23 protein-coding genes and 1 pseudogene are annotated in these 21,863 nt (G+C 64.4%); 2 read left to right on the top strand and 22 right to left on the bottom strand.

Annotation, left to right across the window (positions count from 1 at the left end):
* Positions 1 to 222: 222 nt before the first annotated feature.
* The 7 genes from Q0H50_RS02995 to Q0H50_RS02965 all read right to left on the bottom strand — a co-directional run bounded on the left by Q0H50_RS02995 (position 223) and on the right by Q0H50_RS02965 (position 7,294).
* A complete protein-coding gene (locus Q0H50_RS02995; protein ID WP_294419223.1) occupies positions 223 to 1,194 on the bottom strand; it encodes a Ppx/GppA phosphatase family protein in 972 nt (323 codons plus the stop codon).
* Positions 1,195 to 1,212: 18 nt separating this feature from the next.
* A complete protein-coding gene (locus Q0H50_RS02990; protein WP_294419222.1) occupies positions 1,213 to 2,202 on the bottom strand; it encodes a septum formation initiator family protein in 990 nt (329 codons plus the stop codon).
* Between the two features lie 184 nt (positions 2,203 to 2,386).
* Positions 2,387 to 2,767, bottom strand: coding sequence for a metal-dependent transcriptional regulator (locus Q0H50_RS02985; RefSeq protein ID WP_294419220.1), 381 nt, complete (start codon positions 2,765 to 2,767; stop codon positions 2,387 to 2,389).
* Positions 2,768 to 3,428: 661 nt separating this feature from the next.
* Complete coding sequence (locus Q0H50_RS02980) at positions 3,429 to 3,647, bottom strand: hypothetical protein (protein ID WP_294419219.1); 219 nt, start codon at positions 3,645 to 3,647, stop codon at positions 3,429 to 3,431.
* A gap of 204 nt (positions 3,648 to 3,851) precedes the next feature.
* A complete protein-coding gene (locus Q0H50_RS02975; RefSeq protein WP_294419217.1) occupies positions 3,852 to 6,446 on the bottom strand; it encodes a ferrous iron transporter B in 2,595 nt (864 codons plus the stop codon).
* Between the two features lie 191 nt (positions 6,447 to 6,637).
* The gene (locus Q0H50_RS02970; protein WP_294419216.1) at positions 6,638 to 6,874 is read right to left on the bottom strand and encodes a FeoA family protein; all 237 of its coding nucleotides are present in this window, start codon (positions 6,872 to 6,874) and stop codon (positions 6,638 to 6,640) included.
* Between the two features lie 129 nt (positions 6,875 to 7,003).
* On the bottom strand, positions 7,004 to 7,294 hold the full coding sequence (locus tag Q0H50_RS02965; RefSeq protein WP_294419214.1) for a FeoA family protein: 291 nt from the start codon (positions 7,292 to 7,294) through the stop codon (positions 7,004 to 7,006).
* Between the two features lie 257 nt (positions 7,295 to 7,551).
* On the opposite strand from Q0H50_RS02965, the gene thrC reads away from it, so the two are divergent.
* Positions 7,552 to 9,108, top strand: coding sequence for a threonine synthase (gene thrC, locus Q0H50_RS02960; RefSeq protein ID WP_294419212.1), 1,557 nt, complete (start codon positions 7,552 to 7,554; stop codon positions 9,106 to 9,108).
* Between the two features lie 30 nt (positions 9,109 to 9,138).
* Positions 9,139 to 9,489 (top strand): LysR family transcriptional regulator, encoded by a 351-nt coding sequence (locus tag Q0H50_RS02955; protein WP_294419210.1) that lies wholly within the window; start codon positions 9,139 to 9,141, stop codon positions 9,487 to 9,489.
* Positions 9,490 to 9,680: 191 nt separating this feature from the next.
* On the opposite strand, the gene Q0H50_RS02950 is transcribed toward Q0H50_RS02955, so the two are convergent.
* The 15 genes and pseudogenes from Q0H50_RS02950 to Q0H50_RS02880 all read right to left on the bottom strand — a co-directional run.
* Positions 9,681 to 11,990, bottom strand: a complete 2,310-nt coding sequence (locus Q0H50_RS02950; protein ID WP_294419207.1) for a hypothetical protein — start codon at positions 11,988 to 11,990, stop codon at positions 9,681 to 9,683.
* Positions 11,991 to 12,315: 325 nt separating this feature from the next.
* Positions 12,316 to 12,963, bottom strand: coding sequence for a type II secretion system F family protein (locus Q0H50_RS02945; protein WP_294419204.1), 648 nt, complete (start codon positions 12,961 to 12,963; stop codon positions 12,316 to 12,318).
* Positions 12,964 to 13,268: 305 nt separating this feature from the next.
* Complete coding sequence (locus Q0H50_RS02940; protein WP_294419200.1) at positions 13,269 to 14,186, bottom strand: type II secretion system F family protein; 918 nt, start codon at positions 14,184 to 14,186, stop codon at positions 13,269 to 13,271.
* Positions 14,187 to 14,199: 13 nt separating this feature from the next.
* Positions 14,200 to 15,519 carry an ATPase, T2SS/T4P/T4SS family gene (locus tag Q0H50_RS02935; protein ID WP_294419198.1) on the bottom strand — a complete coding sequence of 440 codons (1,320 nt, stop codon included), beginning with the start codon at positions 15,517 to 15,519 and terminating at the stop codon, positions 14,200 to 14,202.
* Positions 15,509 to 16,366 (bottom strand): Flp pilus assembly protein CpaB, encoded by an 858-nt coding sequence (cpaB, locus tag Q0H50_RS02930; protein ID WP_294419197.1) that lies wholly within the window; start codon positions 16,364 to 16,366, stop codon positions 15,509 to 15,511. Before cpaB ends, Q0H50_RS02935 begins: the two co-directional genes overlap by 11 nt.
* A 16-nt stretch (positions 16,367 to 16,382) precedes the next feature.
* Positions 16,383 to 16,970: a hypothetical protein gene (locus Q0H50_RS02925; RefSeq protein WP_294419195.1), complete on the bottom strand. Its 588-nt coding sequence runs from the start codon at positions 16,968 to 16,970 to the stop codon at positions 16,383 to 16,385.
* A complete protein-coding gene (locus tag Q0H50_RS02920; RefSeq protein WP_294419193.1) occupies positions 16,967 to 17,425 on the bottom strand; it encodes a hypothetical protein in 459 nt (152 codons plus the stop codon). Before Q0H50_RS02920 ends, Q0H50_RS02925 begins: the two co-directional genes overlap by 4 nt.
* Positions 17,412 to 17,906 (bottom strand): annotated as a pseudogene (locus Q0H50_RS02915) (TadE/TadG family type IV pilus assembly protein); the annotation flags it as partial. The gene Q0H50_RS02920 and the pseudogene Q0H50_RS02915, both read right to left, overlap by 14 nt.
* A 53-nt stretch (positions 17,907 to 17,959) precedes the next feature.
* Positions 17,960 to 18,208, bottom strand: coding sequence for a hypothetical protein (locus tag Q0H50_RS02910; protein WP_294419225.1), 249 nt, complete (start codon positions 18,206 to 18,208; stop codon positions 17,960 to 17,962).
* Between the two features lie 95 nt (positions 18,209 to 18,303).
* Positions 18,304 to 19,194 carry a prepilin peptidase gene (locus tag Q0H50_RS02905; protein WP_294419190.1) on the bottom strand — a complete coding sequence of 297 codons (891 nt, stop codon included), beginning with the start codon at positions 19,192 to 19,194 and terminating at the stop codon, positions 18,304 to 18,306.
* Positions 19,191 to 19,802: a hypothetical protein gene (locus Q0H50_RS02900; RefSeq protein ID WP_294419188.1), complete on the bottom strand. Its 612-nt coding sequence runs from the start codon at positions 19,800 to 19,802 to the stop codon at positions 19,191 to 19,193. Before Q0H50_RS02900 ends, Q0H50_RS02905 begins: the two co-directional genes overlap by 4 nt.
* Complete coding sequence (locus tag Q0H50_RS02895; RefSeq protein ID WP_294419187.1) at positions 19,799 to 20,125, bottom strand: DUF192 domain-containing protein; 327 nt, start codon at positions 20,123 to 20,125, stop codon at positions 19,799 to 19,801. The genes Q0H50_RS02900 and Q0H50_RS02895 overlap by 4 nt, the downstream gene beginning before the upstream one ends.
* On the bottom strand, positions 20,122 to 20,508 hold the full coding sequence (locus Q0H50_RS02890) for a hypothetical protein (RefSeq protein WP_294419179.1): 387 nt from the start codon (positions 20,506 to 20,508) through the stop codon (positions 20,122 to 20,124). Before Q0H50_RS02890 ends, Q0H50_RS02895 begins: the two co-directional genes overlap by 4 nt.
* Positions 20,509 to 20,681: 173 nt before the next feature.
* Complete coding sequence (locus tag Q0H50_RS02885; protein ID WP_294419176.1) at positions 20,682 to 21,134, bottom strand: hypothetical protein; 453 nt, start codon at positions 21,132 to 21,134, stop codon at positions 20,682 to 20,684.
* A partial coding sequence (locus Q0H50_RS02880) for a hypothetical protein (RefSeq protein ID WP_294419174.1) occupies positions 21,125 to 21,863 on the bottom strand: 739 nt, incomplete at its 5' end. The genes Q0H50_RS02885 and Q0H50_RS02880, both read right to left, overlap by 10 nt.

The raw sequence follows: 21,863 nt of genomic DNA, 5'->3' as shown, positions 1-21,863 counted from the left end.
CGTAACGCTTCCTCTTCTGGGTCATATAGAACACCTTTCGCCCTTAACTTGGTGTCCAAGAAATCTTACCCTCTCCACGTAGTCTCTATTTAAGCCGTCCAAGTTTTGGGATGCAGTTCAAACGCCCGATCCAGGCCGTTTTCGCTTGTTCGCGCACTCCGCTGCTCGGCGTTGCGAATGCGCCCGCGAAACTTCAGAGCGCATCACCCTTCGGGATACCGCCTACCCCACCTTCGCCGCATCCAGGATGATGCCATGCAGGATGTCCGTCTCGCTGACGGTGAACCCGTCCACGCCCACGGCGTCCATGACCGCCTGCATGATGACCAGGCCCGCCACGATGACCGGCGCTCTGCCGGGATCCAAGCCCACGACCTGGCTGCGCTGCTCCAGGGGCATGGCCGCAAGCTCCGAGTACTGCAGATCCAGCTGCTGGCGCGTCACGTGCGCCTTATGCACCTTCGCCGAATCGTACACGCGCATCTGATCGAGCACCGCGACCACCGTGGTGGCCGTGCCCGCGACCGCCACCAGGCGCTCAGGCGCGACGCCGGCCTTCCCGGCTTCCCCGAGGTGCTCGGCAAGCTGCCGTGCGACCCATTCACGCGCCTCTTCCAGCTCGGCAGGCGCGGGAGGGTCGGTGCGGATGAACTTCTCGGTGACGCGCCGGCATCCGATGTCGAAGGAGTGCGCCCACGCAGGCGCTTGCCCGGCACGGCCCACCACCATCTCGGTGGAGCCGCCGCCGATATCCACCACCATAAGGTCTTGACCGGGGAAATCGCACGAAGCCCCCGAAAACGACAGCCCCGCCTCCTTCCAGCCCGGGATGACCGAAAGGACAATGCCGAGCTCGGCAAGCCGATGGGCGAACTCATCGGAGTTGCCCGCATCGCGCGATGCCGAGGTGGCCACCGCGATGGTCTTGGCGATGGGGGCGCCTTCGGCCGCAAGGCCGTCGCGCACGGCGCAATACCGCCCTACTGTTTCAACAGTGCGGGCGATGGCGGCAGGTGCGAGCATGCCGGTGGCATCGACGCCCTCGCCGAGGTTGGTGATGGCGTACTCGCGATCGACCTCATGGATGGCGCCCAAGGCATCGACATCCGCAACGAGCATACGGCACGTGACCGTTCCTATGTCGATGGCGGCATAGCGCCCTGCGGCAAAACCCTGTGTGCGGCTTTCGGTCATAGCAACCCCCTTGCCTGGTTATTTGTACCCGAACACCAGATCGAGCAGCGGCGAGTACCACGTATCGGGCGCCTGCACGCTATCGGAGGAGATGTTGGGCGTGATGGTGGAGCCCTGCTGGGTTTCCTCAAGGTTCAAACCGCGCACGTTGGCGGATTCCTCGCCTTTCTTCACCCAACCGAGCTGCTCGTGGGCGCGCTGCTCGACGCCGGCGTCCGTTTGCAGGGAGTCGACGTCGGATTGCAGCTCCTGATTGCGATCGACGAGCGCATCGTATTCGATGACCAGCTTGTCGTGGTCGCGCACGCTGCAATAGTAACGCTGCGCGGTGGGATACAGGAACACCGTGGACAGGACCAGGCACGCCGCCACGGCGGCCCCGATCATGAACGTGCGGGAGCCCATGGCGCTTGCAAGGGCCTCTTTGGAGAAACGCGCACGTCGACGGTTGCGCGACGGCGCCGACTCATCGGCCTGCATGCGCTGGGCGCGGCGCTGGCTTGCGCCCATCTGCCCCTTGTACACGGCTGCGCGCGGGGAATCATCGCTTTCGGGGGCCTGGCCGCCGAACTGCTTCTCGAACGCACGGCCGGCCTTGGCCTTGGCGCGGGCCTTCGCCTTGGCGCGACGGCGATCTGCTGCCGTGATCTGGCCTTCCGCCGCTTCCTGGTCGCGTTCGCCTGACGCTGAGGCAGAGGAAACGCGGGAGGAGCGGCGGCGCTCGGCAGCGGCTTCGCTACGGTTGCGGGAAGCACGGGAGGCGCTGCGACGCTGCGAGGCCGGATGCTGGAAGCCGTCCTCTTCGGAATACGGCTGCGCGAACGCGTCCTCGGAAAGATAGGACAGCAACGGCGAGCTTTGACGACGCGGGGCCTGCGAGGGGCGCTGGCCTGCACGGGTGCGACCCGCCTGCGAGCGCTCCGCCCGGTCGCGATGCTGGTTTTCTGGGTAACGGGAACCGCCTCGCTTGACGTCGTCGAACGAGAGGATATGAGCTTGCCGTGACATGGATGACCGCCCCTTAGCGCATGTGGTTCGATTAAGTGTGTGATTTGATGCAAGAAGCATTGGCTAGGATAGCACATCGAGCGAAGCCGCGCCGCCGACGTCCAAGATGCAAAACCGCCCGTCTCCGATGGGGAAACGGGCGGTTGGCATGCGGTTTAGCTTCAGCGATGGGCGGATCGCGCCCTTAGAGGTCGAGCTTTTTAATATAAGCTCTCCATTTCTCGAACGAATCGTCGCTGATGGCGTGTTCCATAAGGCAGGCCTCGTTCTCGGCGACGTCCTCGGGAATGCCCAGCTCCTTGTGCAGGAACTTCGAAAGCATGCAATGACGCTCATAGATAGCCGTGCCGTAAGCAAAGCCAGCCTCGGTGAGGGTGACGTCGCCGTAATACGGCTGCTCGGCGAGCGCCTTCTCCTTCAGCGCGGTGACCGCCTTGTTCACGGAAGCCTTGGAAACGCCCATTTTGTTGGCGATGTCGACAGATCGGACGGACACCTCCGTGGTGCCCCCGAGCATTACGATGGCCTCAAGGTAATCCTCGTGCGATTTGGACATCTTCTCCATTGGGCCCTCCTTTCATACGTGACCCCATAGTACCACAGGGCGACAGCATAACGCCGAAAAGCGCACACCTGCGCAATCGAGCTGCTCAATCGGCTCGTTGAACCATGATTCGTTTTGCGAGAGAGGGGATGTGGCCGACGAGGGTGGAGAGGGGGGGTATGGAACCCTCGTCGGCCTGCTGATGCGACGGGGCCAGACGAGAAGAGCCTCGACGCCGGGTCAGCAAAGAAAGAGAGGAGTCTGATGGCTTCAGCGAAGGGGGAACGCTTGCCATCGACATTTGTCAGTATAGGGTAACTTAAGTATGCCGTCAATAACTTTTTGAAAGAAAGTTCTCCAGGGTAACCTTTTTGATTCGCACGTTTTCACTCTCAAGTTCATTCGAACGCTTCGTCTGCGTTCGACACGGGAACCGACGGGCTTCCCGTTTCCGTTTGGTTTCCAAGCCCATTCGAGCGCTTCGCATGCGAACCTCCCCTGCCGCCAGGATATCGCAGGACGGCTGCGCCACATGTCTCGGCCCCTGTAGCGCAGAGACGGCTGCGCCACATGCCCGGATCTCCTCGACCAAAAGACCGCCATGCATGCGAAAGGGCCGGCACCAAGCCGACCCTTTCCCTTAGCTGCACCTTCGAAACCGCGAGCCCGGCCCCCGGCTTGCCTATTTCCCGGACACGGCCTTGCCCATGTCGGCGGCCATGCGCGCCGCGGCGCTGCACCCCGTGCACCCGCCGCAGCTGCCCGAGCAGCCGCGCGGGCTGTCGGCATGGCAATCGCACATGCCGCGGCTCCACAGACGGTGCACGGCCCACACCGCCCAAGCCGCCACGATCAGCAGGACCACCGCAGTCGACAGGTTGAACTCCAAACCCAAGATCATGGTCCGACTCCTTTCCCACGCTGCGCGCGCCGCAGACGGCGCGCAGGTAAATTGTTTCCCTTGGATAATACTACGAACGAAAGCGGGACGCCACCCGAAGGCGACGTCCCGCATGATCATCGCACGGTCCGGCTAAGCCGTCCGAGTACGCTACCGGATCAAACGCGGTCGGATCCGATGCGGTCCCAAAAGACCTGCACGAGGTTACTTCTCCTGCTTCTCCTCACGCTTGGGCATGGGGCGGAAAATCTGGAACAGCATGGCGGCGGCGATAACGATGGCCACCACGGTGAACACGTTGAACTCAACCTCGCCGGTGGCAAGGCCGACGAACTGGTAAAGCATGGTGCCCACGCACCAGGCGAAGCCGCACAGGTAGCCGATGGTGATCCAGAACCACTTCGGGGAGTTCTGCTGCTGGCGGATGGTGCCCATGGCGGCGAAGCACGGCGCGCACAGCAGGTTGAACGCGCAGAACGCGACCACGGCTGCGGTGGAGCCGCCGAGCATCTGCAGGAAGCCGAACCACAGCTGCGGGTCAGCCTCGCCGTAATCGGCCAGCTGCGTGATGATGCCCACGGTGGCAACGACGTTCTCCTTGGCCACCAGGCCGGTGACGGCGGTCGCCGTGGCCTGCCAGTTATCGAAGCCCAGCGGGGCGAAGATCCAGGCAAGCAGGTTGCCCAGGCCGGCCATGAGGCTGTGCTCCATGTAGTCGGGCGCATCGGGGTCGAGCAGGCCGAAGCCCGCGCCCGCATCGCCGAAGTTCATGAGGAACCAGATGACGATGGTGGACAGGAAGATGATGGTACCTGCCTTGATGATGTAGCCCTTCACACGCTCCCACATGGACAGCAGGATGGACTTCACCGTAGGCATATGGTACTCGGGCAGCTCCATGACGAACGGGGTTGCCTCGCCGGCGAACAGCTTGGTCTTCTTCAGCATGATACCGGACAGGATGATGGCGATGACGCCCAGGAAGTAGAACATGGGGGCCACGTACCACGTCGCCGAGGAGTCGCCGGATGCCAGCGCGCCGAACACGAGCGCGATGATGGGCATCTTAGCGCCGCACGGGATCATCGTGGTGGTCATGATGGTCATGCGACGGTCCATCTCGTTTTCGATGGTCTTGGTGGACATGACGGCGGGCACGCCGCAGCCGGAGGCGATGAGCATCGGGATGAACGACTTGCCGGACAGGCCGAACTTGCGGAAGATGCGGTCCATGATGAACGCGACGCGGGACATGTAGCCGCACAACTCCAGGATGCCCAGCAGCAGGAACAGGATGACCATCTGCGGGATGAAGCCGATGACGGCGCCGACGCCGGAGACGATGCCGTCGTTGACAAGGGACTGCAGCCACGGCGCGACATCGGCGGACTCCATGGCATCGGCGATGATGGCGCCCAGACCCGGGATCCACAGGCCCCACGTGCCGTCGGACGGATCGGGCTCTTCCACCTCAAGCGCCTTCTGGTAATCGGCGAAGGTGATGGACTGCTCCTGAACGTTGCCGTCCTCGTCCTCCACCTCCATGGTGGCCACGGCATGCGAGGATTGCGCCTGCTCATCGAAGTCGGCGACGACGGCCTGCGCCTCCTCGTATTCGGCCAGGGCGTCCTCGTACTCCGCTACGGCGTCCGCATCGGCGTCGTCTTCGGGAGCTTCGGGCTCCTCCGCAGCCAAGGCGTCGAGCACTTCCTGAGATTCGTCGGAAGGCAGCTCGGATTCCTCGTCCTCGCCCAAGATGTTCTCGACATAGGCGACGACCTGGGAATGCGCGTCCTCGTATTCCTCGGTTGCCTCGTCGAACGCGGCGTTGCCGGTGTAGAGCCAGCCATCGCCGGAGATGCCGTCATTGGCCCAGTCGGTCACCACACCGCCGCCGACGGAAACCGCCAGCCAGTACACGAAGAACATGATGACGACGAAGATGGGCAGGCCCAGCCAACGGTTGGTGACCACGCGGTCGATCTTCTGCGAGGTGGTCAGGCCCGTGCGCGTACGCTTGACGGTCTTGTCCACGACGTGGCTGATGGCGTCATAGCGCTCGGCGGTGATGATGGACTCGGTATCGTCATCGAGCTTGTCCTCGATGGAGGTGCGTATAGCGGCGATGGCGTCCAGGTCGGCCTGGGAAAGCTTAAGGTCGGCGATGGTCTTGTCCTCGGCCTCGAACAGCTTGATGGCATACCAACGAGCCGCGTTGGAGGCTACCTTGTCGCCGAGCACGCCCTCGATCTTGACGAGCGCTTCCTCGACGGCGGCGTCGAACTTCATCTGCGACGCGGGGATCTTATTGCTTCGAGCAGCATCGATGGCGGCCTTGACCACGTCCTCCATGCCGCGGCCCTTCAGCGCCGAGGTGGGGACGATGGGGCACCCGAGTTCGCGGGACAGGCCGTCGACGTCGATCTTGTCGCCGTTCTTCTCCACCAGGTCCATCATGTTCAGGGCGATCACGACCGGAACGCCCAGGTTCAGAATCTGGCTGGTCAGATACAGGTTGCGCTCAAGGTTGGTGGCGTCCACCAGGTTGATGACGGCGTCGGGGCCGCCCTCGAGCAGGTAATCGCGCGCCACGATCTCCTCGGGCGAATACGGGGACAGCGAGTAGATGCCCGGCAAGTCCGTGATGGTCACGTCCTTGTCGCGCGTGTACTTGCCTTCCTTCTTCTCGACGGTGACGCCCGGCCAGTTGCCAACGTATTGGTTGGCACCCGTCAGGTCGTTGAACATCGTCGTCTTGCCGCAGTTCGGGTTGCCGGCAAGGGCAATGCAGATTCCCATGATCTACCTTTCTTGCGAATCGATCCGGCTTCTTATGCTGTCGCGTGATGAGATATCTTTCAATGTCTTGTAATCCCAGGTCAGAAGCCTATTTTGAGTTAGGTTACGGTAACTCGGTCCGGTAAAAAACGGCGCACTCGCGCCATTGCCCATCGACAGTCGACACACCGGCTGCTACGCCGGCGTACACGCTAGTCGACGAGGATGCACTCCGCCTCGCTTTTGCGCAGCGACAGCTCGTAACCGCGAACCGTCACCTCGATCGGGTCTCCAAGCGGCGCCACCTTGCGCACGTACACCTCAACGCCTTTCGTGATGCCCATGTCCATGATGTGGCGCTTGAGCGCGCCCTCTCCGCTAAGGCGGCGCACCGTAGCAGATTCGCCGATCTGCACATCACGCAGCGTTTTGCCCTGAGTCTCGGCCATCTAGCCCTATCCTCGCTTTCTTGTGCTTCTCTCCAGCCCTTATACTGGCGGCTGCAGCGCAGCCGCACGAACGGCCGCAGCGTTTTCCCGCTGCGGCCGGATTCGCCCATTGCGACGGCAGAACGGCTGCTACGCCGTTGCCGCAGAGGTGATGATATGGGACGCCGCTAGGCGGCCGATCGCCACCTGCGCGCCTTTGACGGAGACGATCAAGTCTCCCGCCACGCCCGACACCACCTTGACCTCCGCTCCTTCCACGAAGCCGAGGTTTTCCAGATGATGCTGCAGGTCGCCCTTCCCGCGCACTTTGACGACATGCGCGGTCTCGCCCTCTTTCAGAAAGGAAAGCGGCATCTGCTGGACGGACACGCTAGAAGCTCGCGCAGCCTTCGCCGCAGCGCTTGCCATTGCAGTCTCCATGATGTTCTCCCTTCATTTGTTAGACGCATACAACAGAAGGATGTTATATCAAATTGACTTTGAATGGAAGCCCTGGGCAACTTTTTGTACGCTACGGGTAATTTTTCAAAGTTTCACCACATTTACTTCGTAATGGGCCTTTGACCACCGTTTGTCTGAAGAACGGGAAATTCATCTTCCATCTGTACTTTCGCAGGAATATTATGCGTACCGTGAATAATCCCCCTTTTCGCAATGCCGAAGGAGGCGCCAAGCCCATGCAAGAGAACCGTTACATCGATACGCGCGGATGCGTCGACCAGCCCGTCGAGTTCACCGAAGCCGTTATCAACGGCCTGGCAGACGGCGGCGGACTGTACGTCCCGCAGCATATCCCCGAGCTTACGCTCGGAGAGATCTGCGAGCTGGCGCAGCTGCCCTATGCACAGCGCGCAGCGCGCATCTACAAGGCCTTCGGCGTCGATCTTCCCGCTCAGGTGGTCGACGAGCTGATGGCGCAGGCCTATGGCGATAACTTCGACGACGAGCGAATCTGCCCCATCACCTCCCTTGATGCCGACACCCACGTCCTCGAGCTGTGGCACGGCCCCACCAGCGCCTTCAAGGATATGGCGCTGCAGTGCCTGCCGCGTTTCTTCAGCGCATCGGCCGCCCAGCTGCGCGAGCAGGGCAAGCTCGACCACGACTTCCTTATCCTGGTGGCAACGTCGGGTGACACCGGCAAGGCCGCCCTCGAGGGCTTCCGCGACCTGCCCCATGTCTCCATCTCGGTCATGTACCCCGACGGCGGCGTGAGCGATATCCAGTACCGCCAGATGGCCACCCAGCGTGGGTCCAACGTCAACGTATGGGGCGTACGCGGCAACTTCGACGACTGCCAGACGGGCGCCAAGAACGTGTTCGGCGACGCGGCCTTCGCCGAGAAGCTGCTCTCCGAGCACGGCGTCTCCCTTTCCAGCGCGAACTCCATCAACTGGGGTCGCCTGCTGCCGCAGGTGGTATATTACGTGTCCGCCTACTCGCAGCTGGTGGCCGATGGCAAACTTGAAGCCGGGGCGCCGCTTGACGTGTGCGTGCCCACCGGCAACTTCGGCAACATCCTTGCCGCGTACTACGCCAAGCGCATGGGCGTGCCCATCGATATGCTGTACTGCGCCAGCAACGAGAACCGCGTGCTCACCGATTTCATCAACACCGGCACTTACGACGTGTCCGACCGTCCGTTCGTGCTGACCCCCTCCCCTTCTATGGACATCCTTGTCAGCTCCAACCTGGAGCGCCAGCTGTTCGAGCTGACGGGCCGCAACCCCGAGGCGATCGCCGGCTGGATGGCGGACCTGAAGCAACAGCGCTGCTTCCGCGTGGACGAGGATACGTTCAAGGCCGTTCGCGAGCATTTCGCCGCCGACAGCGTGGACAATGCCGAGTGCCTGCGCACCATCAAGGAAGTGCTCGACAAGCACGACTACCTGCTCGACCCGCACACCGCCGTGGCGTACCGCGCCGCACAGAACCTGCGCGGCGAGAACCCCGTGCTCATCGCCAGCACCGCCCACTGGGCAAAGTTCGGCAACAACGTGTACCGCGCCTTGCACGACATGCAGCCCGGCCAGCCCCTGCCGGAAAACGTTGCCGCGCTTTCCGGCTGCGGCCTTAACGACCTGGTCGCCGACGAATCGGGCCACCACGACGTGCCGCGCGGCCTGGCAGAGCTTGATGGCCTGCCCATCAGGTTCACCGAGGTCATCGATGGCACCACCGAGGATATCGAGAGCGCGACGGAGCGGTTTCTCGCTGCCCTGGGCAACGAATAGCAAGATGCAAGGGGAATCGAGGGACCTTTCATGAGCAAACTCACCAAGCTAAAGCCGATCGTCAGGCTTTCCGTGGTCAATCCCGACACGGAAAGCAACTCGGTGTTCGGTCGCGGCATCGCCAGCCTGTGCATCGGCGTGCGCGACACCGGCTCCTTGAACGCCGCCGCCAAGAGCATGGGCATGGCCTACAGCAAGGCGTGGCGCATCATCAAGGACACGGAAGCCGCCCTTGACGTGCAGCTCCTTTATCGCGATGGGGCCCATGGAAGCCGCTTGACCGAAGACTGCGAGCAGATCCTTGCCGCCTACCAGGCCATCGAGGAGCAGCTTCAGGTGCAAGCCGAGGATAGCTTCGAAAAGCAGGTTGAAGGCCGGTAGCCTGAGGCAGCACGCCTTGCGCGTCGCCTCAGGAGGCTTGGCGATAACGTGCAGGTCGAGCAAATCGACCTTACCCCGTATTTCGCGGTGCGGCCCTGCCGTCATCTTCGCGATGCGCCCCGGCGCTGCATCGCGCACTTGCACATTGGATCGAGCCGCCGCGCATTGGCGGCTCGATCCGTTTTTCATGCCTATGAAACCCAGATGCCTTCATATCTTGGCAACGCCCATGCAAGATACGCCGTCATAGAGCATGTCACTTTCAGCTTCAGCGCCGGCGGCTCGGCTGCCGAGGCGTCGGCATACGCGCCGGCTATGCCGACCGCCTCCCTTGCACGCCCCTCGGCCTCGTACCACACGCTGGGACGCCGCGAAAACGACAGCACCTCCCCGTAGGATATCTCTTGCGCGGACGGCAGCATGGATTCGCCGTCCACCTCGGCCTCAAGCTGCTTATCGGCAAAGCACCGCCGCTCCGAGAACAATTCCCGCGCCATATCCGTCAACGCGTAGCGAACCTCGGCGATATTGCGCCCATAGAGGTCCAGCGTCGCGCCCTGCACCACCGCCCCATCGGCGAATGCAACGGTGCACGCGGCGTCGGTGAACCACCCATCCACCTTCTCGCACCCAGGTTTCAACGCGACGGTGCGCGCATCGGGGGCGACGCGGTACGAAGACGACTCGTCGACGCGCTCCGACCAACAAGGCTCACGTTCACCGTCCACGAAATAACGCACCATGGTATAAGGGTTCACCACTTGCAGCGGTTTCGAAACGGCGCTCCCCAGATACGGGGCATGCAGATACGCGGTGGTCGCACGCACGATGCACGCCAATCGTTTTCCCGCCAAGTCCTCGCCAACCTGAAGCGTTCGCCCCGTCTCCTCAAGAAGCCCCGCCGGCACGATTCGGGCGCTTATGCCATGAATCGGCACCCCGCCGCAGGACGCCTCCTGCCCATCTTGGACCCAATCAGACCAGGTCCCATCCTTCCCGCATACGCGATAGCGCACACGGAAGCGCGAAGCGGCATCCCCGCTGAGCTTTATGCTGAGGCCCTGCGCCTCGGCTCCCTCTTGCGAGGCATCGCGCCACGCTCCGGACGAGGCGATTCGCGCGGCAAGCCCCGGCCCGCCCCCTTCGACCGACAGGCTCAAAGCCCGCAAAGCCCCGGCACGCCCGCACGTTCCCACCACGTTCGCCGCCGGCTGCGCATCAAGCCATACGCGCTTGCCATCGAAGGAGACGCATGCGCAGCCCATGATCTCGGGAATCTCCGAAACGGCTTCGCTCTGACCGTCATCGGCAAACCATGCATATTCGTAGCGAATGCCTTTCGCGTCTGCCGATGCGCCTCCGGGCCTGAACGCGGTCCGGGGGTCGGGAACGCCAAGCGAAGCGCCCACGGCAACCGTCGAGCCATCTGCGGCACCCTCAAGGTCGAACATGCCGCCGTCCTCCGTTCCGAAACGAGCGTCTTCGAGATGCCACATATGCGATTCGTTGCCCCACTCCTCGTCGGCATAGCCGTTAGAATGGAACTGCACGCGCGCGCCGTTGTTCTGCGAGGCCCCCACGCGATCCAGCGCCATGCCGGAGCAATCGCTGATAAGCCATTGGCACGACCCTCGCCCATGCACCCACACCGCCTGCGCGCGATCGGCCCCCGTGCGGCGCTGGAGCTCCGCCGCGCTTGCGTCGAAACGCGGCCCGCCGCCTGCCTGGCCCAACGAAAGCGAGCCGTCGCCGGCGCAAACAGGCACGAAGCGAAACGTTCCGGCAAAGCGCTCGTCTTCGTGCATCACCGCTATCCAGTGACGCCTCGTCGAGGACGCGGAGGCGAACACGCCGCAACCCTGGCCGGCGCGAGGCCCGTCGACGCCCAACTGCAGCGACGGCACGGTTTCCGGGGAGATGACGAGCACGCGACCGGCCCATTGCGCCTCGCTTGCAATGCCCACCCGTTTCGCACGCTGCTTGACCCACTTCGTGGAAAAGCCGATGGGGGGATCGTCGGCACGCTGGTAGTACCAGTCCTTCCCATAGTAGTAATAGTTCCAAAACCACGACCTCAGCTGAAAGCCATGCATCGCATCGCGCTCGGTACGCCGAATCCACACCGAGTAGTCCGATCCGGGATACCCGCGGTAATCGGTCCACACATGGCAACCGTCTCTATGGATGCCCGCTCCAGCCTCGTTGTCGATGACGACGACCTTCGACTCCTCTTCCACGCCCCCTTTAGGCGCACCGTCGACGGTATGGAACAGGGTGAAACGCGTATCATCGCCCGAATCCGTGTGCCACAGGTTATACGAGGCGTTCAACTCGTTATAGCTTCCGCAAGCTATCTCGAGCTTGCCCCTCATGTGGTAATACAGCTCCGTCGTGAAATCGCATGCCATGGTGATCTTGGTGGCCACCCTGATGAACTGCCGCGAGGAGATGTCCCATTCAACCCAAGGCGTTTTCGCCGATACCCGCAAACCGGTGTACATATTCCCCGCCTGCTCGGCGCCTGCCCCCGCTTGCACCGAACCGATTTCGCTCCAAAACCTGCTGGCATAACGTGCGCCATATCCGCGGAAGACCAAGGACCCGTCCCACCAAGGTTCATCGGCAAACGCCATTCGGGGGTTGTACATAATCAGTCCAACAGCGACCGCCCCCAAACCGAACACGAAACCGCGGCGCGTGAGCACGCGCCCATCCCCCGTCGTCGCGTTGCCTGATGCTGGAGCGCGGCGGCGGCGCATCGCGGCCTTATGTCTCTGCCTCACCATCGTCCTCCCCCTCCTTCCTGCGGCGCCCATCGAAACGACCTCAAGCCAGCCCACCCCCTAGAAACGCCAGCAAATCGACCACCGTGGGAACGAGCACCAGCAACGTGGTGGGCGGCAAAAAGCAAACGGACAGCACCACATCGAGCTTCGTCGGCATCTTCCTGATATGTTCGAGCGCCGCCGCCTGTGCGCGCGAGCGAGCAAGCGCGGCTTGATTGGCAAGCCCCTGCGCCACCGATGCGCCCTGCTCGATAGCCTGGGTAAGCTGAGCGGCGAACGCGGTGACCTCCTGACTTGCGCAGCGCTGCGCAAGGTTCGAAAGCGCCTTCGCGCGGGAGTGCCCCAGCAAGTTGACCTCTTGATCTACCAGGCGAAACTCATCGGCAAGCGGACCGGTCAAGCTTTCAGCGACCTGACGGAAGCACTGCTCGACCGGAGATCCGGCGGCTATCGCCACGCCAAGCAGCTCCATGGCATCGGGCAATCCGGCATCGATGGCGGCGCGGCGCGCTTGGCGCCTCGATCGCAGATACAGCCGCAAGCCACCGCAGCCCGCAAACCCCGCTCCGCAAACGACGAAAACGAACACCGCCGGCGCCGCACAAAGCGCGACGCACGCCGCAACGGTGATGAGCACACAGCCCGAAACCGCGGCAAAGCACACGCAGCGCCAGGTTTCGGGCTCCAAAGCAATGCCCGCGCATCGAAGCCGCTCCCTTGACCGCTCCCGCTCCCTCATCGAAAGCGGGGCGAAATCCGCAAGCGCTTCCACGGCACGCGACCACAAGCGAGCCGCGCCCGCATGGGATCGATTCCTCGGCGGGCCGCCGGCTTGATCGGACCTTGTCCACGCCGGCATAAGCCCGCGCGCTTTCACCCCGGCCCAAGCGTTGAGCGCCTCATAAACCGCCAACCCTGCAGCAATCGCCAGCAGGCAGATCGCGCAAAACGTCAGACCTTGCATGTGTCACCCCCTAACCGGCGCGAGCGCGCCTAATACGAGAACCTTGTGATCCGACGGCACGCCGCAATACCCGCCACCTCCATGAGCGCAGCGCCCGCAAGCACGGCCCACCCCAGCGGGTTTTCCCGATAGAACAGGGAGAACGCCGGGTTTGTGGCGAACATGAACGCAAAGATCGCGGGCATGGCGCACGCCACCACTACCGTTGCCATACGCGTTCCCGCAAGTTCGCTGCGCAGCTCCTGCTGCATGAGGGCGCGGCCCTGGGCGTGCTCCGCGATCAGATCGAGAACCGCACCCATCGACCCGCCGAAACGCTGCTGGATGCGCATGGCCGACGCCAACGCCGCGACATCGGCGTCGCCTGTGCTCTGCGCCATGCGGGCAAGGGCCTGCACCAACGGCATGCCATAGGAAACGCGCGCGAGCACTGCCATCAGCTCCGAGCGCAGCGGCTCCGGAGCATGGTCGGCCGAGACCCGCAGCGCGCGCTCAAGGGTCAACGAGCTTTTCACGCTGGCCGACAACTGAGGCACGAGCCGCACGAACTGCCGGGAAAGCAGCTCGCGCCGTTTCGCCCGCGCGCGCAGCACGTACAGCGCCGCGGCGATGGCAACCAACCCCATGCCCAGCATCGCACCGAGCGGGCCGTTTATCCGCATGCCGAAGAATGCCGCGAACGCGCCCACGGTGCCCAAGCACAGCGTCCATGAAACCGGAGACGCCTCGATACCCGCATCGCGCAGCATCCTTCCAAGCGGTCCTTCGGCATCCGCCTTCGTCGATTCGGCATCGCGTTTGCCCAGCTCATACAACGCCCGGTCCGATGCCCGGGCATCGCTTTCCTCGACCCTTTGCCGCAACCTCAAGGACAGGGCGGTGCACGCCACCGCCGCTGTCGCCAAAAGCACGCCGAAGGCAAGCGCCCCGGAGAAGAATCCCTTCATAGCCATCGCCTTCCTACGACCCGAAAAACCAAGACGGATCGAACCTCACCCCTGCCGCGAGCATACGCTGCTTGATGCGCTGCGGCTGAACGCCGCACGCGCGCCAAGCTCCCGTGATGCGGCCGAACGCATCCACCCCGCGCGGCTCGAACCGGAACAGCTCGGCGCGGGGGATGACCGTCGCGCCCTCAGGCATCTGGTCGACTGCCACGATGCTGGTAACGCGCCGCCCTCCGTCGCGCATGCGCTCCACATGGACGATCAAGCCCCCCGCAAGCGATTCCGCGATCTGCTGCACGATGACGTCGCGGCCCAAATCGGCATTGGCGTAACCCACCATGGTGCGCAGACGGCTCAACGCGTTTCCCGGGTCGTTGGCATGCACCGTGGTCATCGACCCGGGATGATCGGTCTGCATCGCCTGCAGCATCTCGTAAGCCTCCGCTCCGCGACATTCGCCCACGATGATGCGATCGGGGCGCCGACGCAGCGAGAGCGCCACCAGCTCGCGCATCCCGACGGCCCCTTCGCCTTCGGTGTTCGCCTCCCGCGTCTGCATCCGCTCGACATGCGCGGCGCGAAGCCGCAGCTCAGGCGTGTCTTCAATGGTCAAGACGCGCTCGTCGTCGGGGATAAACCCGGAAAGCGCGCCGAGCATGGTCGTCTTGCCGGAACCGGTACCTCCGGATATGATCACCGGGCACCGAGCACGCACCGCCGAAGCCAAAAACTCCGCCATCACGGGGCTGAGAGCGCCTCGCGCCGTCAAATCCTCGATGCTCATGACGTCATCGCCGAACAGGCGAAGGTTGAGCGCGGGGCCGTCCGGGGCAAGCGGTGGCACGATGTACGTCGCTCGCGCTTTGCCGCCCGGCAGCATGGCGCAGCCCATGGCATGCGCCTCGTCGCAACGCATGCCCGCCTGCTCGGCGATTTTGTCGATAATGCGCCGCAGGTGATCGGCATCGTCGAATCGAACGTACGGGCACGGCTCCAAACGCCCCGCACGCTCCACGAACACATGCGGCTCCAAAAACCTTGCCACCCCGGCATCCATCGCCACGCCGCCACCGTTGACGATGATCTCGGTGATCCCAGGGTCCTCCAACAGCTCCTGCAAAGGGCCGTAACGAAGGAAATCGTCGCCAACCGAACGGCACAGGCAGGCGACGTCGGGCTCTGTAAGGCCCAGGTTCCACGCCCGTACGGCCTCTTGCACAAGCGACTGGATGGCCGATTCCACCTCAACGGGATCGAAATCCCCCTGCAACCTGGTCGCAAGGCCTTCGCGAACCGCCCGCTTCAGGGCAAGCTCGGTCCCCCTATCCATCATGCTCGACCATACCTCCCGACAACATGCCGCCCGCGACGAGCTGGACGCTGATGGTGCCCGACGCCTGCGCGCGACGGACGGCGTCCGCCTGCTCCGGCGTCAACTCCAACGTGATGGCGCTGTACGCTGCACCCTCGCCGGCACCGTCGCCTCCCACCGACATCACCCGCGCCGAAGCGCAAAGCTCGTCCAAGCTGACCGCGCCGCCTGCGGCCTCGGTGACGCACACCACGCGAACCTCGTCGAACGGCTGAACCTGCCCGGCCACGCCCGTCTCGTCGTTGACCGACAGGGACACCGCCTCCATACCCGCGGCAAGCTGCGCAGCCAACCTGCCATCCGCCGCGCTGCCGGCGATCATCTGGGGCGATAGCTGCGTGTTCGCGGGAACGGACACCAATGCCCTGGCGCCTGCCACGCCGCCCGCGCCGTCAAGGGCGTCGGCACCGAGCGCATCATCTTGACGGAAGGCCTGGGGGACCTCCACAAGCTGCACCGCATCCGCGCCGAACGGATCGCCGGCGGCGACGTCGCGCGTGGTGACGACCACGCTGCGAGCGCCCTTCGTCGCTTGATCGACCGCCGCATGGGATACCCCTGCCTGCCATAACCCGTACCCCACCGCCACGACCGCAACGGCCACCGCCGCCGCGGTCACCGCCGACATCTGCTTGAAACGCGCAGCTGCGGAATCCATCGAGCGGACGGCGTCGTCGATCGGGCGCTGCTCACCCTCGTCCGACTGCCCGGCCGCCCTTCCATACGCCGCCCCCGGACGCCCGCCGGAGCGCAACCGCCCCGACAGCGTCTGCCGCGAGGCGCGCCCCGTGTTCCTTCCGACCGACATGGTCGTCCCCCTTTCGCTATCCACCTAAACGCGCCTGAGCCTCCTCGGCTATCTCCCGAGGGAATCCCTCAAGCGCGCTTATCGCCGAGAACCGCCCTTGACCTGCGCCGCAGCCATCGCCGAAACGATGCACGCCGCATATGCGGACATCAGGCCGCCAAACTTGCTGCGCCGCATACGGGCGCGCGCTGAACACCCGACTCGAAGCCACCTTCGCATCGGGGGCGGAGCTTACGGCAAACGGAAGGGCTTTCGCCTCCTCCACTTGCATGCCGACCACCCAAAGCCGCTCGCTTTTGGCGACCGCCCGAGCGGGCGCCTCGTAGAACCACACGCTAACCGCCCCTTCCACCCCTTGCGCCCTGACCTGCTCCACGATCAGATCGGCAAGGATCGCTCCTGCATCATCGCCGTATTTCGCGGCGGCGGCTTGGCTGGCGTCCATGCAGGCCGACCTTGCGGCATCCAAAGCCTGTTCCTGACGGGCCTTTGCACCGTAGAGCAGGGCGCAATCCGCCAAAAAGCCCAGCGTCATCACCAATACCAGGCACAACGCCACGGCAAGCGGGGCAACGTTGCCCCTCTCCCCTCGATATCGGCTCATGCAAGGCTCACCTCCGTCACCCGCTCATCGACCACCGCACACGTGACATGACGCGACAGCCTTCCGCCTTCGCGAAACCCCGCCAGCGAGATCGGCGCCTTGTAGGACACGTCGTAGGAGACGAGGGTGCTGGCGGTGCGGCTTGAAACGCCGCCTGCAGGAAGAGCATCCTCGCGCGCCGTCGATTCCACCTTCACCCCCGATACCGACAAATCGCTTCGGCGCAGCTGCGAGAACTCGTCGAGGATCTGGCCCGCTACAAACGATTCCCTGTCCGAAGCCGCCCTCAAACCCGACACGTCGATGCGCATGCACGCCTGGGTGAGCTCGGAGGACAGCATGATGGCCGCCGCGTTCATCATGACCGCCTGCATGATGCCGAACGCCACAATGATGAGCAGCACCGCGGCGAAGGAGAACTGCACGCTCTCGCTGCCCCGTTCATCGAAGACCATGCCGCACCCCCGCATCCGCATCCACCGAAACCGTCCTGCTCGCCGCCGACGACAGCTGCAGCCCATCGATCGCGCCCGCTGCGGAAAGCATAGCCTCGCCGACGGGCGTCAAGCATCGGGCGCTCACGCGCACCTCGGCGCTGACCTGCCGATAAGCGAACTCGACGACCTGCTCTTCGAATCGATCGGCTTGCGGGTCGAACGTCTTGCGCCCGACCCTTTTCGCCTGCACAGGCGAGCAATCGGTTTCGACCGAACAGGAAACGCCTTCGGCGGCAAGCCCGGGAGCCTGCTCCAGCGCCGCCGACAAGGCAGACGCCCCGTCCGGGGCCTTATCCCCCTGGGCTATGCGTTGAGCCGCATAGCGGCAAGCGGCTTGCGCCGCGACATCGGCCTCCATGCCCAGATACGCCGCCCTTCCGATGTCCACGGCAGCGCACAGCAGGCCCATCAGCAAGGGCAGCGCCATCACGAACGTGACGGCGCTCGCCCCATCGACCCGCGCCCAGCTGCCGGCCGGGCGCGCAAGCGCGGCTACCTGCTTCCCACCGCGCCGCTCGTCACGCTCTTGAACATGTTCGTGACCGAGTTGCCGGCAGACGTGATCGCCGTGTTGACCTGCGTCTGCAAGATCATGAGCGCCGCTCCCAGGCCCACGGCGAAACCCAAGGCGATGACCACCTGCACGATCTCCGACCCGCCATCCTCCTCGCCGCGATACGCCAGGGCGCGAGCCTTGTCCGCAAAGCCCTTCACTGCAACGCCGTTCATCTCCATACCCATATCCAAACCTTCCCATTCGCTGCCTTTTCCTTGTCATCGAATCGAACCGACGCCGAACCAGCCCAAAGGCACCACCTCCTTTCCAGACCCCATCCTCATCCGAGCACCGTCGTCCCCACCGCCAGCCATATGGACAAAAACGGCGCCATGGGGATGCCGTCACGACGTCCAAGCCGATGCGCCAACATCCCTGCAAGGGAAAACGCGCAGGCCGACGCATAGCAAGCCGCCGCGCCCAAAAGCGTTGCAGGGCCGCATGCGAAAGCGAGCGCCGTCATGCAGCGGATGTCGCCGAAGCCCACCGATCCTCCGCTGTTTCGCGCGATGCGGTTCGCCACCCAGCACACCGCCAGAACCGCCGCTGCGGCAACGGCCCCCTCCGCGATGCCAGCGGGCCCATGACGAAGCAGCTGGTAAGCGCCTCCTGCGACCAGCAACGCCGCACAGCTCTCCAGCGGGATCATCCTCGCGCGCAGATCGCACGCCACGCCCGCTGCCATGACCGCACCGCACACGCAAAGCAAGGCGCCTTGGTGCCACGGAACGCCGAACAGCGGCTGCGCCGCGAACCATAGCGCCATGGCGGCGGCAAGCACCGCTCGCTGCCATACCCGCGGGGAGAACGAGCAGCGCCGCCGCTGCTCGACCTCGCTTCGCGACGAGGCGCCCTTGCCAACATCGATGCCCGCCTCCCGAAGCGCTTCGGCGCGTTCATGCGTGAGCGCTCCCTTCAAAGCCTGGGAGCGGCAATCCTCGAGCCAGATGCCCACGGCGCCGGCCGACCCCTTCTCGCCTTGGCGGGGAAGCCGGCCCGGGCATGCTTCGCGATAGCGCGAAAAATCATCCAGACAGCGATACCACCAACTATAAGAGCGCCAATATGCCCTGCTCAGCAGCATGTCGGCGATTCGGGGCACCGCAAACGCGCCTACCGTGGCCCCGATGAGGGCGCATAAGGCCAGCACGACCAGCGCGTACCCCGTCATGCGCTTACCGCCCGCACTTCGGCAGCGTGACGCGGATAGGAAGACCTTGCCTGCTCAGCCCCTTGCCCGGCCGATGCTCCTCGCTGCACATCGGCCGGGCGGGCGCCAACCGATCCCCGTATCGGCCTGCCTCTGCGCAGCAGCTGGCAAGCTGCCGCCTGAGCCGCCTGCCGCGCAGCGTCATCCTCGCCCGCCGCATCCGCTTCCACGGCGCCTACCAGCTCGATGCGCACCACGATGTCCGCTCCGCCGGCGGAAACGCTCACGTTCTTGGCGACAACGGGAACGCCCTCGGGACACCCTTCGTCCAAGCACCGCTCAGCACCGGAAGCATCGCCGTCGAGCAGCTGCTGCGACTGCTCCATCGAACGCCCCTTCGTCAGGCTTGCCTGGCGCGCATCGGCCCAAGAAGCCGCATTCACGCCGGAAGCAGACGCCCGGGCACGAGCCTGCGGCTCTTGGGGCAGCGACCCGGCACCCCCTGCCTTGCGCGCATCGCCCGGCATCGGCGGAGCCGCCGTCTCCTTGCCGCCGAACCTATACATACAGCCGTAGCAGATCTCGGCGTCGTCGAACGCCCTCGCGTGGCAAACCGGGCACACCCTCATTTCCCCGCACCATCCTTTCTCGTCATCTCCACATGCTCCCCCGCCGAAAACCATGGCGGGTCGTTCACGGAGAACCGCTCCAAAACGGCAACCGCTTTGCGGCACCTGATGCGCCTGCGCGGCCCCACGGCCCGATACGACTCCAGCACCTGCCCTCGCTCGTCTAAAAACGCGATGTCGATCAGCTCGGCCATGCCGAACGTGTGGACGTCGTTGCACGGCGCCAGCATGACGACGCCCTTCGACCGCTTCGCTCCCAGCAAGCCGCGCACACGGGCTCCGAACCCGACGGCCAACCGGATCGATGCATCCTTTCCCTTCACGAAAGCCCCTCCTTCCCGCATTCGGACCACTGCACCACCACGCTCGATCCCTGCGCCGTCTGCACGCACTGCACGAACGCCCAACGGCAGACGCCGCGGTCTTTCGAAAACGTCGCACATAATCCCTGCTCAGCGGCCGTTATGCTCCATCCGCCGCGCTCGAGCGCATCCCGCGCTTCCCGCAGCGCATCGGAGGCGCTGCCCTCGTGCTCGAATCCCACCAGGTGCGAGCGGGCATCGCAGCGCAGCCCGCGCCTACCCGCCACCGGCAGCAACTCGTCCGCGAACGCCTCGGGAACATCCGAAGGCGAACAGGAAAAGCCATCGCCGACCGCCCCCATGACCGCGCCGAATCCGGCATACGAAGCGGCTTCGGACGCCATGCTCCGCGCCGCCTGGGCTTGCACGCCTCCGGCACCGGCAAGAAAAGCAAACCCTGCAGCCACGATGAGCGCCGCACGCGCAGATCGAGCCCGTACGCGGCAACCGCGCTCCGTGCGCGACGATCGCCATGCCGCCCGATCGGCGGCGCGCATCGCACGCTTACGGCAGCCGCTCACAGCAGCACCCCCGGCTTATAGCAATCCACCACCAGCTCCTCGGTATGCGACAACTTCGGCAGCGCCACTCCCATCACCTCCGACTTCAACCCCAGGCCGAACAACGTGGGCATATACTCGAGCGTTGCGGAAAACGACGTATGGCCTGCCGAAACGCCATGTGCCGAAACGCTGACCGAGACGTTTTCCGCGTCCAGCCGCTCATCAAGGGCCCGCTCGATGAGCGCGCAGGAGTCGCCTACGCCCTGCCCGTAGGCCGGTGAGGCGGCGAACACCCGGACCGAATCGCGAAAATCGTCATCGAACGCCGCGCACCATCCGAAAAACGTCAAGGCATTGACCGATATGGCCGCCACCGCCAACAGCACGGGCAGCGCAGCCACGAACTCCACCGTCATCTGCCCGGACGACCTGCCGACGGCCCCTATCCGGTCGATGATCAATCCCATTGCCGCAATCCCGTCACGCTCGCATACACGGACAAAAGCTTGTCGGCCACAGCCCCAATGGCATCCGAGGCGAGCCCCTTCGCTGCCGGGGGAAGCGCAACCGTTATGGGCACCTGAGCGCCGCCTATGCTGATGGTCGCCACTTCCACGGAATCGCCCCAAGCATCCAAGCGCTGCAGCACATCCCTGCGAACGGCGCCCACCACCGACGAGAACACGTCGTTGGACATGAGCGGATGCTCGACCGCCTGCCGCTTCACCTCAAGCAAACGGGCGCAAAACGCCCCGTCGCCCGCCTGTGCGACATGCGCCGTGTTCACCGTTGCCGGACGCAGCGCATCCAGGTTCGCCGGCTGAAGCCCCACGGTGCGAAACGCATCGGAAAGCGCATCGGCCGCCCAATCCCCCAATCCGGAGGTGCTTACCAGGGGCAAACCGCCTAAACCTTCGCGAACCGCCGCGTCCAAAGCCGACTGCCCGTCGCCATAGGCGCTCAGCGCCCCCGACCAAACGCCCGCCGCAGCGCCCAACACGCCCGCAAGCGCCGAATCGGACGCAAGCCCGTCGGTCAACGAAGCGATGACGCTTCGTCCCTCGCCGGACGGATCGGCCACCAGCGTTGACGCCGATATAGCCACACGACACCCCAACTGGCCGCTGGCCTGCACGAACGCCGACTCAAACCCCTTGTCGGGAGCATCGGGCCCGGTGTTCGCCACAAGGCAGACC

This window comes from uncultured Senegalimassilia sp. (assembly GCF_934632265.1).
Lineage (GTDB): Bacteria > Actinomycetota > Coriobacteriia > Coriobacteriales > Eggerthellaceae > Senegalimassilia.
The sequence above is the reverse complement of the archived record's forward strand: the minus strand, read 5'-3'. Positions and strand labels throughout refer to the sequence as shown.